Raw genomic sequence first — 14,367 nt, forward strand, 5'->3', positions numbered from 1 at the left:
CATATAGTATGGGGTGAGACCGGATGGAATGACCTGAAACAACAGACGTCAAGTTTTCTTGGGTGAAACGCTTTAGTGGGATACCCTGAGACTACATGATATTGATATTCAATGCCCTTCAGCGGCACCAGTTTTCTCAGATAAGCGCGTTTTTCCCTTTGGCTCGTCAGTCAGGCGGCGGGCAGGGGGATGACATCTACGCTGTGGCTGGTGTCCTGCTCGCCCGCGGTGCGGATCACGCCCTTGACCGGGGCGACATCGCTGTAGTCGCGGCCCACGGCGACGGTGATATGGTCCATTCCGGCGGGCATGTCGTTGGTCGGATCGAACTCCACCCAGCCCACATCGGCGCCGCACCAGGCGCGCACCCAGGCATGCATGGCATCGGCGCCTTCCAGCCGGTCCTCGCCCTCGGGCGGGATGGTGCGCAGGAAGCCCGACACGTAGCCGGCGGGAATGCCGAGCGCGCGCAGGCAGGCGATCATGATGTGGGAGAAGTCCTGACATACCCCGTGGCGCGCGGCGAAGGCCTCGGAGGCGGGGGTATCCACCTCGGTGGCGTCCGGGTCGAAGGACATTTCGCCGTGCAGGGCCCGGCCCAAGGCGCGGACGGCTTCCAGCGTGGGCATGTCTGGTGTCACCTGCGCGCGGGCGAAAGCCGTCATCGCCGGATCGGGCGAGACGCGGGGGGTTGGCCCGATGAAGTGGTGCGGCGCTGTTCCGTCGAGCCGCCGGACCTCGCCGATCTCGCGGGCCAGGGCCGTGAGCGGCGGTGATATCTCCAGGCCAGGAGGTTGCAAGAGACGCTCGGCGCGGGCGGAGAGCGTGAGGGAGATGCGATCTATCGGCTCGTGGAAGGCGATGAAGGTCATTAGGTTGCCGTAGAAGTCGAACAGGTCGCGCCGCTCTTGCGGCACGGGATCGACCGTCAGAAGGCTTGCGGCAATGCGCTGCCGATCGGGGATCTCGGCGGGCAGCAGGTGCAGCAGGTTGCGCGCGTGATCGGAGGTGCCCGCGTATTCATACTCGATCTGAAGCTTCACGTCATAGCGCACGGCGTCACCTCAGGTAGAGCGTGGAGAGCAGGTTGGAGAGGTTGGCGAGATCTTCACGCAACCGGGTAAAGTTCTTGCGCCTCAGCGTGCCCGGCTCCGCGGTCAGCAAGCGCGTTTCTATAGGAAGCACGGCGCGGGTGAGGGCCGTTGGGCGGCCGGGTGCCGAGCTTCCGGGCAGCATGCGGGAGAGCTCGAGCATTTCCTTGAGCTGGAAGAGGATGGCGCGGGGGTTGTTCGGGTCGAGCGCGAGCAGGTCGGTCACGGTGCCGGTGCTCGCGTCGATCGGGTAGCGCTGGCGGTGGGTCATGACGGCATCGCCAAGCTCCAGCGCGATATCGAGGCCGCCCTGGGGCTGATCGGCCTCACAGAAGGTGGCGAGCACGGACGAAAGACCATCGGCCCGCTCCAGCGCCCGCCCGAAGGCCAGAAAGCTCCAGCCGATGGAGCGATACATGTTTTCCTGCACGAGGCCCGAGAAGCCGGTGACCTTGCGCAGCAGAACGCCCATCTCATGGGCCGCGGCATCGCCGGGGAAGGTGGTGCCACGTATGGTATCGAGGCTCAGGGCCAGATCGGAGAGCGCGTTCCACCCGTCGATCGAAAACCTGTCACGGACTTTGCCGGCGCAGTTTCTGGCGGAAGAGAGCAGGTTGGTGAGGGCGGCGGGAATCGCCTCATCGGTCTTTATGCCGAAGCCGCTCATGTATTTTGCAAGCTGCACCAGGCGCGGGTCTTTCCTGTCGCCGGTTTCGGCGAGGCGCAGGTGATAGGCCCTGAGCAGGCGCACGGCGCCCTCGAACCGCTCCACATAACGGCCCAGCCAGTAGAGGTTTTCGGCTGCGCGGGCGGGCAGGGTGCCGGTGCGCGGCGCCAGGGCCGAGCTGTGGCCCAGCATCGACTCGGCGGCCACGGGCGCATCGCCCATGATCCACACATCCGCCACCGTTCCGCCTCGTTGCATGGCCAGTGCTGAGAGGTCGTCGGAGGAGCCGATGCGCGCGTAGCCGCCGGGCATGAATGTCCAGCCCGTGGCGGTGCGGGCCGCGGTGACGCGCACGGTCATCGGGCGGGGCACGAGGCGGCCGTTTTCCCAGGCGGGCGTGGTGGAGAGCGTGACGAGTTCCTGCGCCACGAGGTTGCCGCCTTCTTCCTCGATCCAGGCGTCGATGGAAGGTTGAGCGCTGGACCGAAAGCCGCCACCCTGCGCCGTCGTCGCGCCCAGTTCGAAGGGCAGATCGGAGGCGAGCGCCTCGCCAATCATCATCTCGGCGGTGTGGCCGCGCACGTGGGCGCGTTCTTTCTCGGTGCCGCACCACCATGTGGCGATGTTGGGCAGCTTCAGGGGCTGGCCGGTGAGCACTTCGGAGATGCGGGGCAGGAAGGCCTGGATGGCGCGCATCTCCAGCACGCCGGCGCCCAGCGCGTTGACCATCGAAAGCGTGCCAAGCCGCAGCGCCTGCACGAGGCCAGGCGTGCCGAGGTAGGAGCTTTCATCCAGTTCAAGCGGGTCGGCAAACTCGCTGTCGAGCCGTCGCCAAAGCGCGCCAAGCGGCTCCAGCCCCTCGACGGTGCGCACCTTGAGCTGACCATCGTGCACGATCATGTCTTCACCCTCGAGCAGCATCATGCCGAGGTAGCGGGCAATGTAGGTGTGCTCGAAATAAGTGTCGTTGCCCGGCCCCGGTGTGAGGATCGCGGCGCGCTTGCCCGCCGCCCCCGAGAGTCCGTCGAGCGCCGCGCGGAATGCCCGGAAGAACCCGGCGAGCCGGTGGATGTTCGCCCGGGGGAACGGATCCTGGAAGGTGCGGGCCGTGGCCATGCGGTTTTCCAGCGCAAAACCGGCGCCGGACGGGGCCTGGGTGCGGTCACCCAGCACGAACCACGTGCCATCCGGGTTGCGCGAAATCTCGAAGGCCACCACGTGCAGGAAGTGCCCGGAGGCGGGCGTGATCCCCACCATCGGGCGCAGCCACCGCGGGTTGCGGGCCACCAGCTCGGCGGGCAGGTGGCCGCCCTTCACAAGCTCTGCCGGGCCGTAGAGATCGGCCATCACCCGCTCCAGCAGGTCGGCGCGCTGGGCGAGGCCATCGCAGATGGAAAACCATTCCTGCTCGTGGATGATCACCGGCACATGGCTGAACGGCCAGTCCCGCTCGGGCGCCGGATCGTTGGAATATTGGCGGAAGTACACACCCGCGTCGCGCAGGTAGTTCGTGCCGCGGGCAAAGAGCGCCTCGATCTCCTGTTTCGACAGGGCACCGAGGGCGGAGACGAAGCCGTCCCAGACCGGGCGCATCCGGCCATCGGCGTCTATCAGCTCGTCTGCCGTGCCGGGGCGCGGGGCGTAGCCCTTCAGCAATGGCGGCGTGCCATTGGTGCGGAGGGCCTGGGTCTCGTTCAAGCGTCGAGCCTCGGATCGCGCCGCAGATCGAGCGTGCAGGGAAACTCCGGATGTGGCCGCTCGGGCGCGGGCCGGTAGGCGCCGGGCGCGTGGCCATAGGGCTCGAACCGCGCCAGCCTGCGCGCCTCGGCCTCGTTGCCGTTGACCGGGAAGGTCTCGTAATTGCGCCCGCCGGGGTGGGCGACGTGATAGGTGCAGCCGCCGATGGGCCGCCCCGTCCAGTCATCGTAGATGTCGAAGTGCAGCGGCGCGTTGACCGGCAGCACCGGGTGCAGCGCCTCGGGCGGCTGCCAGGCCTTGAAGCGCACCGCGCCGACCTGCGTGCCGCTCGCGTTGCCCGGCGACAGGGGAACGGGGCGCTTGTTGACCATGATCCGGTAGCGGCCCTGATGCTGTGTCGTCAGCTTCACCTGGAGCCGTTCCACCGAGCTGTCGGTGTAGCGCACGGTGCCACCAATGGCGCCGGTTTCGCCCAGCACATGCCAAGGCTCCAGCGCCTGCCGCACCTCCAGGTGCGCCCCCTCCACCTCGACCTGCCCGCAGAACGGAAAACGGAACTCGGCCTGCGCCTCGTACCAGACGGGATCGAAGGCGTAGCCGTGCTGCGCGAGGTCTTCGAGCAGTTTGAGGAAGTCGGCCCAGAGGAACTCGGGCATCATGTAGCGGTCGTGCAGCACGGTGCCCCAGCGGACCGGTTTGCCCTGCACCGGCGCCTTCCAGCACCGGGCGATGATGGCGCGGATCAGCAGTTGTTGCGCGAGGTTCATCCGAGGGTGTGGCGGCATCTCGAAGCCGCGGAACTCGATGAGCCCGAGGCGCCCTGTGGGGCCGTCGGGGGAGTAGAGCTTGTCGATGCAGATCTCGGCGCGGTGGGTGTTGCCGGTCACGTCGGTCAGCATGTTACGAAATAGCCGGTCCACCAGCCAAGGCGGTGGCACGTCGCCTTCGCCGGGAGCGGGGACCTGGGCGAGGGCCATCTCCAGCTCGTAGAGCGTGTCATGCCGGGCCTCGTCGATCCGGGGCGCCTGGGACGTGGGGCCGATGAAGAGGCCGGAGAAGAGGTAGGAGAGCGATGGGTGGCGTTGCCAGATAAGGATAAGGCTCTTCAACAGGTCGGGGCGGCGGAGGAATGGTGAGTCGTTTGGCGTCTCGCCGCCCACCACGACATGGTTGCCGCCGCCGGTGCCGGTGTGGCGCCCGTCGATCATGAACTTGTCTGCCCCGAGGCGGCAATTCCGCGCCTCTTCGTAGATTGCCTCGGTCGTCGCAACGCAATCCTGCCAGTCGTAGGCCGGGTGAATGTTTACCTCGATCACCCCCGGGTCGGGGGCGACGCGGATCACGTTGATGCGCGGATCGTGGGGCGGAGCATAACCCTCGATGTGGATGGGCAGGCCCATCTCTTTTGCCGTGGCCTCGGCGGCGGTGAGCAGATCGAGATAATCCTCTGCGTCTTCCACCGGCGGCATGAACACGCAGAGGCGGCCATCGCGCGGCTCGACGGAAATCGCCGTGCGCACCGCGCCGCCGATGGTGCCCAGCTCTTGCTCGACAATGTCTTGCGTGGGGCCGGTGGGCTTGGGGGCCGAGACGGGCTGGCTGTGCTCGGGCGTGGACTCGGGCAGCTCATCACCGGCCTCCTCGTGGTAGTCCGGCAACGCGTCGCGCTCCACCGAAGGGTCGGTGACATAAGTATAGGGAAACTGGCTGGGCGGCACGTAGGGCAGGGTGCCAAGCGGCAGCCGGTAGCCCACTGCACTGTCGCCCGGCACGAGGAAGACCTTGCCGCGCCGCAGCTTCCACTTTTCAGAGCGCCACTTGTGTCCCGAAGCCTTGGCCTGCCAGCGCTGGATCGGCAGGACGTGGCCCGCAGGCTCGGTCAGCCCGCGCTCGAAGACCTTGGCGATGCGGGCGCGCTCCTCCGGGTCTTTCAGCTTGGAGTTTTCGGGGGTGACGTTTTCGGGCAGGTTGCCTTCCTTGATGATCCATTCGGCGGGATCCTCATAGGCGGGAGCCACAAAGTCGCCGCCCACCCCGAGGTGCTCGGCCATGCCTTGCAGGAACTTCTCGGAATGCTCGGCGGTCGCCCCGGTGTCCTGCTTTTCGCCGGCAATCAGAGCCTCGTCGGCCCAGATCGGCTTTTCATCGCGCCGCCAGTAGAGCGAGAAGGTCCACCTAGGGAGGGTTTCGCCCGGATACCACTTGCCCTGCCCGTAGTGCAGGAAGCCGCCGGGCGCGAAACGGTCGCGCAGGCGGCGGATCAGCTTGTCGGCAAGGTCGCGTTTCATCGGGCCGACGGCGGCGGTGTTCCACTCGGCGCCCTCGAAATCGTCGATCGAAACGAAGGTGGGTTCGCCGCCCATGGTGAGACGGGCATCGGCGGCTTTCAGGTCTTCATCCACCTTGTTGCCAAGGGTGTTGAGCCGGGTCCAGGCCTCGTCGGAGAAGGGCTTTGTGATCCGCGGGTGCTCGGCGACGCGATCCACCTTCATGTCGAAGGCGAAATCCACCTCGGGGGTGCCGGCGGCGGCGAATCCGCCGGTGATCGGTGCGGCATTGCGGTAGTGCGGTGTGGCGGCCAGCGGGATGTGGCTTTCGCCCGTGAGCAGGCCGGAGGTGGGATCGAGGCCGATCCAGCCAGCACCGGGGATGTAGACCTCGACCCAGGCGTGCAGGTCGGTGAAATCGACATCTGTGCCCGAGGGGCCGTCGAGCGCCTTCACATCCGGCTTGAGCTGGATCAGGTAGCCGGAGACGAAGCGCGCGGCAAAGCCGAGGTGGCGCAGGCACTGGACGAGCAGCCAGGAGCTGTCACGGCAGGAGCCGGACTTGATGGTGAGGGTTTCTTCCGGCGTCTGAACGCCAGGCTCCATGCGGATCGTGTAATCGACCGTCTGGGAGATGTGGCTGTTGAGGGCGACGAGAAAATCGACCGTCCCATCTGTTCCAAAATCCAGCCCGCCGATGAACTGCGCCAGCTTGGGGCCTTCCGGCTCGGGGCGGCGGTAGATGGAGAGATCTTCGCGGAGGTCTTCGGGGTAGTCGAACGGCCACTTCTCGGCGCTCTCCTCCACGAAGAAATCGAAGGGGTTGTAGACGGTCATGTCTGCCGTCAGGTCGACCTCGATTTTCAGCTCGCGGACCGGCTCGGGGAAGACGAAGCGGCTCAGCCAGTTGCCGTAGGGATCCTGCTGGTGGTTCACGAAATGCCCGCCGGGCGAGATCTTGAGGCTGTGAGAGAGAACCCGGGTACGGGAATGGGGGGCCGGCCTGAGGCGTATGATCTGCGGGTCCAGCGTGACCGGACGGTCATACTTGTAGTGCGTCAGATGATAGATGCTTGCGAGGATGGCCATGCCGATGTGCGTTCTCTTGGTTGTTTCGAACACACAATTTATGCCGCATCTGCGAAGGGATGCATAGCAGGCAATGTGGGGCGCCGGTTTTGCATCTGCCCGGCGCCACCACTTGCAGCAAGGCTACCCGCTGGCCCGAATCGCTCCGGGTCAGGGGGTGGAAGAGCGCTCAGAGCGACTCCACGTCGAGCCCCACGGTGATCGCCCCGATGGGCGCGCCCGTGGCCGGATCAACGATCGTCATGGAGACCTGGCCCTGGTAGGTTTGCGAGCTTTCGTCGAACTCGATTTCGCTGACGAAGGTGGCGTCGGGGCCGACGGAGTAGGTCTTGCTGTGCTTTTCTTCGTCGCCTTGCCACATGTCGCTGGTGACATCGGAGGCGGCGACGTTGAGGCCGTGGCTGTCGGTCACGAAGGCCTCCGAGATCAGCCCGCCCGAGGCCGCGGCCTGCTTGCGCAGGAACTCGGCCGCGGCGTTCTGCATCACCGGGTCGATGGTAGGGCCGGACCCGCCCCCGGCCTCGGCGCGCCAGGCCTTGTCCATCGCGTCGATATCGGCCTGGGTCAGACCGGCGCGCTCGGCGTTGGCGGCCATGATGGCGGCCACGATCACCTCATCCGACGCCCAGTTGGCGATGCTGGCCGAGAGATAATCTGTCATTGCGGCCTGGTAATCCTGCGCGCTGGCGGGAAGGGCGAGCGCCGCGAGGGCGGCGGCGAAAAGGGTGTGCTTTATCATGGGGTCTCCGATGTGGTCGTCTGCTCAATCCAGAAAAGCGGCAGCCGTGGCTCCGCCATGGGCGCGGAGGCTAGGGCGAGTTCGTTAAGACCCGGTTGAGGGCGGACCGGCCCGGGGCGGCATTTTGCTAAAATTGTTACCGAGCCCCTGCATGACCGTGCGCCGCTTTCTTCGGCGTAGCTCTCAGAAACCGCCCAAACTTTAGGCGGACAACTCCCGCGTGTTGGCTGGGGCGCGGCGGGCGTTCTCCCCAGCGGCGCGCCGTGCCTATGTCGGCCCGCTCAACACCTGAAACGGAGGCTATCGCCCGTGTTCATTCGTTCCCTTCTCGGCGCCGGGGCCCTCGTGGCCGCCGCGCTGACCGCCACCGACACCGCCCGCGCAGAGAGCCACGCCATGGCGCTGCCCTTCGCGCTCGACTGGAAGTTCGAAGGCCCCTCGGCCCCCTATTTTGCCGCCATCGACAATGGCCACTTCGCGGAAAACGGCCTGACGGTCGAAATCACCGCTGGCTCCGGCTCGCTGGACGCGATCCCGAAGGTGGCCACCGGTGCCTTTCCGGTGGGCTTTGCCGATATCAACAGCCTCATCAAGTTTCTCGACCAGAACCCCGGCGCCCCGGTGACGGCAGTGATGATGATCTACGACAAGCCGCCCTTCGCGGTGATCGGGCGCAAATCGCTCGGCGTGGAGGCCCCGAAAGACCTCGAAGGCAAGGTGCTAGGCGCGCCGCCGCCCGATGGTGCCTGGGCGCAGTTCCCGATCTTTGCCGCCGAGAACGGGCTCGACATGGCCGCGATCACGGTGGAGCCCGTGGGCTTTCCGACCCGCGAGCCGATGCTGGCCGAGGGCAACGTGGCCGCGATCACCGGCTTCTCGTTCAGCTCCTACCTGAACCTCGTGCGGCTCGGGATCGAAGAGGAGGATATCTCGACAATCCTAATGGCTGATTACGGGGTGGACCTTTACGGGAATGCCATCATCGTCAACACCGATTGGGCCGCCGAAAACGGCGACGCGCTGAAGGGCTTCCTCGCCGCCATCGCCGCGGGCTGGAAAGACGCGATTGCAGATCCGGCAGCCGCGACCGCAAGCCTGATGGAGCGCAACCCGGCGGCCGATGCCGAGCTGGAACAGCGCCGGTTGCAGCTTTCGATCGACGCCAACGTGGCGACCGACTACGCGATGGAAAGCGGCTTTGGCACCATCGACGAAGACCGGCTGGCCAGCTCGGTGGAGCAGATCAAGAGCACCTATGAGTTCGTGAACGCGCCCGATGTGTCGCTCTATTTCACCGAAGAGTTTCTGCCCGAGGGTGGGTTTGCGCTGAAGTGACAAGGGACCGTGGTGGTGGGCGGATTGCCCACCCTGCGGGCCCGGCTGCATGACCAACCTCATTGAAATCAAGGGCGTGCGCCACGCCTACCAGACGCCAAGCGGGCCGTTGCCGGTGCTTGACGGGTTGGATGTGGCGGTGCCCGAGGGCGGCTTTGTCGCCGTGGTGGGGCCATCGGGCTGCGGGAAATCGACCCTCACCCGGCTTGTCGCCGGGTTGATCAAGCCTGATGAGGGCGAGGTTTGGCTGCACGGGGAGAAGGTGAAAGGGCCGCGCTCGACGGTGGGCATGGCGTTTCAGAACCCGGTGCTGCTGGAGTGGCGCTCGATCCTGAAGAACGTGATGTTGCCGCTGGAGATTGTGCCGACGAAGATGAGCCGGAAGGCGCAGGAAGAGCGGGCGCGCTACCTGCTGGGGCTGGTGGGCCTTGAAGGGTTCGAGGACAAGCGGCCGAGCGAACTTTCGGGCGGGATGCGGCAACGCGCCAGCCTGTGCCGTGCCCTTGTTCACAAGCCTGAAGTGCTGATTTTGGACGAGCCTTTCGGGGCGCTGGATGCCTTCACCCGCGAAGACTTGTGGCAGACCATGCAGAAGGTGAAGGAGGCGGAGCCGTTTACCGGCGTGCTCATCACTCATGACCTGCGGGAGAGCATCTACCTGGCCGATCAGGTGGTGGTGCTTTCGGGGCGGCCGGCGCGGACGCAGTATGTGCTGGATGTGCCTGACAGGGGCCATGACATCGAGCAGCTTTACACCCCGGAGTCGGCGGAGATGCTGGCCATTCTGCGGCACCAGATCGAGGTGGCGCAGGGCCGTGCGCCGGTTGAGGAGGGGGTGGCATGAGCCCGAGATTGCGCAAGATTGCGGTGCCGCTTGCGGCCGTGGTGATCTTCCTCATCTTTTGGGAATTTCTTGTTTGGGCAATGGGTTGGCCGAACTACAAGATGGCCTCCCCGTCTGACCTGGTGCCTGCCTACACCCGCTACTGGGAGCTGTTCCTGGTGATGGGCTGGCAAACGCTTTGGCGCACCGTTGTTGGGCTGATCCTGGCGATCATTGTGGGCGTGGCCATCGGCATGGTGATGGGCTTTTCGCGCGTCATGCGAGAGGCGCTTTATCCGCTGCTGGTGGGCTTCAACGCGATTCCCAAGGCAACGGTGGTGCCCATCGTGGCGCTGATGTTCGTGGGCGCGCATGACTTCAACACGGTGCTGATTGCCTTTATGATCAGTTTCTTCCCGATTGCGGTTAGCATAAGCATCGGCCTGAGCACACTGGAGCCGGAATATCGTGATATTCTAAGGGCTTTGGGGGCATCGCAGAGCACGATTTTCTGGAAGATCGCGCTGCCGAAGACGCTGCCGGAGTTTTTTGGCGCGCTGAAGGTGGCGGTGACGCTGGCCTTCATCGGGACCAACCTGATGGAGATCGTCTCGCCTCATGGCAGAGGCCTCGGCGCGCTCTTCGACAGTGGCAAGACGAACTCGGACTATCCGCTGATGTTTGCGGTGCTGATCGCCCTCGCCGCCCTCGGAATCCTGCTCTACTACATCGTGGTCTGGCTGGAGAGCATCTTTGCCGGATGGGCGGAGCGTGCGCCGGGGTAAGGAAGTGCCGTTAACCGCGAAAAGCGGAGGGGCACAACCCATGCACTGGCGATACACAACCCATGCACATGTCGGATGACATGGCGGGCATTAACTAATGGACCGTGCGGTGGGACTTCTGGATTGGTTACCGGGAGATCCTCGGATCAAGTCCGAGGATGACAGTGGCGCCGGGCGGGCTTGCGGAGGTCGGCTACCCCACCATGAACCTCTGGGCCATGACCGCCTCTTGCCCCTCCATCAGCTCGCGCGCGGTGGCCATGTGATCGACCATGATCTGCCGCGCCTCCCCGGCGTGGCCTGCGCGCAGGGCCTCGACGAGGCGGCTCTGGAAGGTGCGGCCCTTTTGCCAGAGTTCGATGTTGGGCGGCGCGTAGAGCTCGCGGTAGACCGTGAGGTCTGACAGCAGGGCGACCATGAAATCGATGCAGAAGCTCAGCAGAGGGTTGGGCGACTGGGCGGCGAGGATGGCGTGGAAGCGCAGGGAGGTCAGGTGCTGCTCGCGCTCTTCCTCGATGGTTTTCGACGGCTCGGCGTAGCTGTTGATGCAATCTTCCAGCTCTGCCAGCACCTCGGGTGGCAGCGTGCCTGCGAGGGAGGCGGCCAGCTCTGGCTCGAGCGCTTGCCGCAATTGGTAGATGTCACCGACGGTGAGATCCTTGAAATAGAAGTAATTGCCCAGCAGTGCCCGCGCCCGCTCGCGGCTGACTTCGTGGACGAAGACGCCGCCGCCCGGACCGGTGCGGGTTTTCACCAGGCCTTGCGCCTCGAGGATGCGCATGGCCTCGCGGATGGTGCCCTTGGCCATGCCGAAGCGCGCGATCAGCTCGGCCTCGGCGGGCAGACGGTCGCCCGCCTTCAGGCCGTGCTCCACGACCCATGTCTTGATTGCCTCAGCGACCTGGACGGGGCGGCTGGCGCGGGCTTCAGAGGGGGTGGAAACAGGCGGCAAAGTGATCTTCTCCCATGGCCACTAACGGCGGCTCTTCCTTGCGGCATTCCTCTGTCACCCGGGGGCAGCGGCCCGCGAAGGGGCAGCCGGGGGGCGGGTTGAGCGGATCCGGCAACTCGGCGGCAGCGCTTTCGGGCGCGGTCAGCGGGCGGCCCACCACCGGGGCGGAGCCTGCGAGCAGCTTGGTATAGGGATGCTTGGGCGCGGAAAAGACGTTTTCGGCGCGGCCGATCTCTACCACCGAGCCGAAGTAGAGCACCATGATCCGGTCGGACACCGCCTCGACCACGGCGAGGTCGTGGCTGATGAAGAGGTAGGTGAGGCCGAACTCGGCCTTGAGGCGGGCCATCAGGTTGAGGACTTGGGCCTGAACAGAGACATCCAAAGCCGAAACAGGCTCGTCGAGAATGATGATCTCGGGAGAGGCGGCGAGGGCGCGGGCGATGCCGATGCGCTGGGCCTGGCCGCCGGAGAACTCGTGGGGGTAGCGCTCCAGAAACTCCTCGCGAAGGTTCACCGAGGCGAAGATCTCGGAGATGCGGGCATCGCGCTGCGGCTTGTCCATCCCGTGGAGCAGCTTCAGGGGCGCTTCCATGATCTGGCGGATGGTTTTCCGCGGGTTTAGTGACGAAATCGGATCCTGAAACATGTACTGGATCAGCCGCCCGAAGGCCGCCGGGTCGGCGTTGTCGAGCGCTTTGCCAGCGATCTCGATATGGCCAGTGGTGGGCTCCAGCAAGCCCACCAGCATCCGCGCGAAGGTTGACTTGCCGCAGCCCGACTCCCCGACGATGCCCAGCGTCTCGCCCTCGGGCACCTCGAAGGACACGGGACGAACGGCGCGGACCCCGGCCTTGGCCTTCGAGAAGAGGCCGCCACCGATGGGGAAGGTCTTGGACAGGTTGTCGACCTTCAGGGCGAGCTTGCCGGCGGAGGGCGGCGCCTTGGCGGTTTGGTGATCGGGCGCTTTGGCGTCAAGTGCGTCGGTCATGCGAGGGCCTCCTCGGGGTGGATGCAGCGGACGGTGCGCTTTTCGTTCCCTTCCAGCGCGATGTAGCCGACCTTGCACTCGGGCTGGCACTTGTCGCAGCGCGCGGCGAAGTGGCAGCCGGGGGGCAGGTCGTTGACCACTGGGGGCAGGCCGGGGATGGCGGCCAGCTCGCGCCGCCCGCCGCCCAGCTCGGGCACACAGGCGATGAGGCGCTTGGTGTAGGGGTGAGCGGGGGCGTCGAGCACCGCCTGCGTCGGCCCCTCTTCGACGATTCGCCCGGCATACATCACCGCCACCCGATCGCAGAGCTGGGCCACCACCCCGAAATCGTGGGTGATGAAGATGATCGCCAGCCCGCGCTCGCGGCGCAGATCGTTCAGCAGGGCGAGGATTTGCGCCTGAACGGTGACGTCGAGCGCGGTGGTCGGCTCGTCGGCGATGATGATGTCTGGCTCGTTGGCCAGCGACATGGCGATGCCGACGCGCTGGCGCATGCCGCCCGACATTTCGTGCGGGTAGTTGCCGAGGCGAGACTCGGCGTTGGGGATGCGCACCTGCTTCATCAGCTCCAGCGCGCGGGCGCGGGCGGCGGATTTGCTCACCCGGCTGTCATGCACGCGGATCGCCTCAACCAGCTGGTCGCCCACGGTGTAGAGCGGGTGCAGGGTGGAGAGCGGATCCTGGAAGATGTAGGCGATGCGGTTGCCGCGCACCGAGCGGAGCTTTTCGTACTTTGCGGCCAGCAGATCATCGCCCTCGAGCCGCACCGCGCCGCCGGTGATGACGCCGGGGGGCGAGGCGACGAGGCCGGTGACGGAGAGGGCGGTGACGGATTTGCCCGAGCCGCTCTCGCCGATGATGCCGAGACATTCGCCCGGTTTGACCGAGAGGGACACCTTGCCGACCGCCTCGTAGATACGGTCGCCCACGTGGAACTGGGTTTCCAGCTCCTGAATATCGAGCAGGGCGGCGTTGGCGCTGGTGTCTTCTGCCGGGACGTTGCGATCTTTTGCAACATTGGTGACCGGCAGGGGGCGCGACAGGGCGCCGGAGCGCAGGCGCGGGTCGAGCGCATCGCGCACGCCGTCGCCCAGCAGGTTCACCGACATGACGATCAGGAAGATCATGATGCCGGGGATGATCGAGGTGTGCGGGTGGGTGGTGAAGTGGTCTTTCGCCTGGCCGAGCATGGAGCCGAGGTCGGAATCCGGCGGCTGGGAGCCGAGGCCAAGGAAGCTGAGGCCCGCCGTCTCCAGGATCATCCAGCCGACGGTGGTGGACATGGCGATGACGATGACCGGCAGCACGTTGGGCAGCACCTCGGTGAGGATGATGCGGATGTGGCCCTTGCCCGCGAGCCGCGCGGCATCGACGAATTCGCGGTGCGAGAGGCCGACGGTGATGCCGCGGATGTTGCGGGCGAAGAAGGGGATGTTCACCGCCGCGACGGCGATGAGCGCGTTGATGAGACCGGTGCCAAGTGCTGCGACGATGGCGAGCGCGAGGAGGATGTAGGGGAAGGCCATGAGCATGTCGATCAGGCGCATCAGGATGTTGTCGGTGCGTTTGCCGAAGTAGCCGGAGATGATGCCGATGGCGGAGCCGAAGAAGGCGGCGAGGAAGGCGGCGATGGCGCCGACCATCAGCGAGGTGCGGGTGCCGTGCAGCAGGCGCGAAAGCTGGTCGCGCCCGAGGTGGTCGGCGCCCAGCAGGTAGCCCTCGGTGAAGGGGCGGGCGAAACGGTCGCCGGTGTTGGTGATGTTGGGGTCCTGCAGGGGCAGGACGGGCGTGAGGATGGCCAGCACGAGGATGATGGAGAGCACCACGGCCCCCATGGCGGCGAGGCGGTTGCGGAAGAGGAGCTTGAGGAAGGCGGTCATGCGAGGCTCCTTGCCGGTGAAACGGGTGTGCCACGCCCGGATTCAAGCCG

Annotated in this window: 10 protein-coding genes; 3 read left to right on the top strand and 7 right to left on the bottom strand. The window is 65.9% G+C overall.

Features of this window, described 5'->3' with window-relative positions; all coding sequences use genetic code 11:
- Window positions 1-170: 170 nt before the first annotated feature.
- The 4 genes from DYI42_RS03690 to DYI42_RS03705 all read right to left on the bottom strand — a co-directional run bounded on the left by DYI42_RS03690 (window position 171) and on the right by DYI42_RS03705 (window position 7,551).
- Window positions 171-1,055 (bottom strand): transglutaminase family protein, encoded by an 885-nt coding sequence (locus DYI42_RS03690; RefSeq protein ID WP_213544572.1) that lies wholly within the window; start codon window positions 1,053-1,055, stop codon window positions 171-173.
- A 4-nt stretch (window positions 1,056-1,059) separates the two neighbouring features.
- Window positions 1,060-3,456 (bottom strand): circularly permuted type 2 ATP-grasp protein, encoded by a 2,397-nt coding sequence (locus tag DYI42_RS03695; RefSeq protein WP_244867511.1) that lies wholly within the window; start codon window positions 3,454-3,456, stop codon window positions 1,060-1,062.
- Window positions 3,453-6,812 carry a transglutaminase family protein gene (locus DYI42_RS03700; protein ID WP_213544573.1) on the bottom strand — a complete coding sequence of 1,120 codons (3,360 nt, stop codon included), beginning with the start codon at window positions 6,810-6,812 and terminating at the stop codon, window positions 3,453-3,455. Before DYI42_RS03700 ends, DYI42_RS03695 begins: the two co-directional genes overlap by 4 nt.
- Before the next feature lie 169 nt (window positions 6,813-6,981).
- Window positions 6,982-7,551, bottom strand: a complete 570-nt coding sequence (locus DYI42_RS03705; RefSeq protein WP_213544574.1) for a hypothetical protein — start codon at window positions 7,549-7,551, stop codon at window positions 6,982-6,984.
- A 309-nt stretch (window positions 7,552-7,860) separates the two neighbouring features.
- On the opposite strand from DYI42_RS03705, the gene DYI42_RS03710 reads away from it, so the two are divergent.
- Genes DYI42_RS03710 through DYI42_RS03720 form a run of 3 tightly spaced genes read left to right on the top strand, consistent with a single transcriptional unit; the run spans window position 7,861 to window position 10,494 of the window.
- Window positions 7,861-8,886, top strand: a complete 1,026-nt coding sequence (locus DYI42_RS03710; protein ID WP_213544575.1) for an ABC transporter substrate-binding protein — start codon at window positions 7,861-7,863, stop codon at window positions 8,884-8,886.
- Between the two features lie 49 nt (window positions 8,887-8,935).
- Window positions 8,936-9,730, top strand: a complete 795-nt coding sequence (locus tag DYI42_RS03715) for an ABC transporter ATP-binding protein (RefSeq protein ID WP_213544576.1) — start codon at window positions 8,936-8,938, stop codon at window positions 9,728-9,730.
- Complete coding sequence (locus DYI42_RS03720; protein WP_213544577.1) at window positions 9,727-10,494, top strand: ABC transporter permease; 768 nt, start codon at window positions 9,727-9,729, stop codon at window positions 10,492-10,494. Before DYI42_RS03715 ends, DYI42_RS03720 begins: the two co-directional genes overlap by 4 nt.
- Window positions 10,495-10,687: 193 nt before the next feature.
- Here the strand turns inward: DYI42_RS03720 and DYI42_RS03725 are convergent, their stop codons facing one another.
- Genes DYI42_RS03725 through DYI42_RS03735 form a run of 3 tightly spaced genes read right to left on the bottom strand, consistent with a single transcriptional unit; the run spans window position 10,688 to window position 14,317 of the window.
- Window positions 10,688-11,452 carry a FadR/GntR family transcriptional regulator gene (locus DYI42_RS03725; protein WP_440870621.1) on the bottom strand — a complete coding sequence of 255 codons (765 nt, stop codon included), beginning with the start codon at window positions 11,450-11,452 and terminating at the stop codon, window positions 10,688-10,690.
- Complete coding sequence (locus DYI42_RS03730; RefSeq protein ID WP_213544579.1) at window positions 11,421-12,437, bottom strand: ABC transporter ATP-binding protein; 1,017 nt, start codon at window positions 12,435-12,437, stop codon at window positions 11,421-11,423. The genes DYI42_RS03725 and DYI42_RS03730 overlap by 32 nt, the downstream gene beginning before the upstream one ends.
- Window positions 12,434-14,317 (bottom strand): dipeptide/oligopeptide/nickel ABC transporter permease/ATP-binding protein, encoded by a 1,884-nt coding sequence (locus DYI42_RS03735; protein WP_213544580.1) that lies wholly within the window; start codon window positions 14,315-14,317, stop codon window positions 12,434-12,436. The genes DYI42_RS03730 and DYI42_RS03735 overlap by 4 nt, the downstream gene beginning before the upstream one ends.
- Between the last annotated feature and the right edge of the window lie 50 nt (window positions 14,318-14,367).

The sequence above is a fragment of the Vannielia litorea genome (genome assembly GCF_018424695.1).
GTDB classification, from domain to species: Bacteria; Pseudomonadota; Alphaproteobacteria; order Rhodobacterales; family Rhodobacteraceae; genus Vannielia; species Vannielia litorea_A.

What these genes read in the sequence shown, in the direction of transcription:
- DYI42_RS03700 (WP_213544573.1), bottom strand. Translation starts at nt 6,812, where the DNA reads ATGGCCATCCTCGCAAGCATCTATCATCTGACGCACTACAAGTATGAC.
- DYI42_RS03705 (WP_213544574.1), bottom strand. Translation starts at nt 7,551, where the DNA reads ATGATAAAGCACACCCTTTTCGCCGCCGCCCTCGCGGCGCTCGCCCTT.
- DYI42_RS03715 (WP_213544576.1), top strand. Translation starts at nt 8,936, where the DNA reads ATGACCAACCTCATTGAAATCAAGGGCGTGCGCCACGCCTACCAGACG.
- DYI42_RS03720 (WP_213544577.1), top strand. Translation starts at nt 9,727, where the DNA reads ATGAGCCCGAGATTGCGCAAGATTGCGGTGCCGCTTGCGGCCGTGGTG.
- DYI42_RS03730 (WP_213544579.1), bottom strand. Translation starts at nt 12,437, where the DNA reads ATGACCGACGCACTTGACGCCAAAGCGCCCGATCACCAAACCGCCAAG.
- DYI42_RS03735 (WP_213544580.1), bottom strand. Translation starts at nt 14,317, where the DNA reads ATGACCGCCTTCCTCAAGCTCCTCTTCCGCAACCGCCTCGCCGCCATG.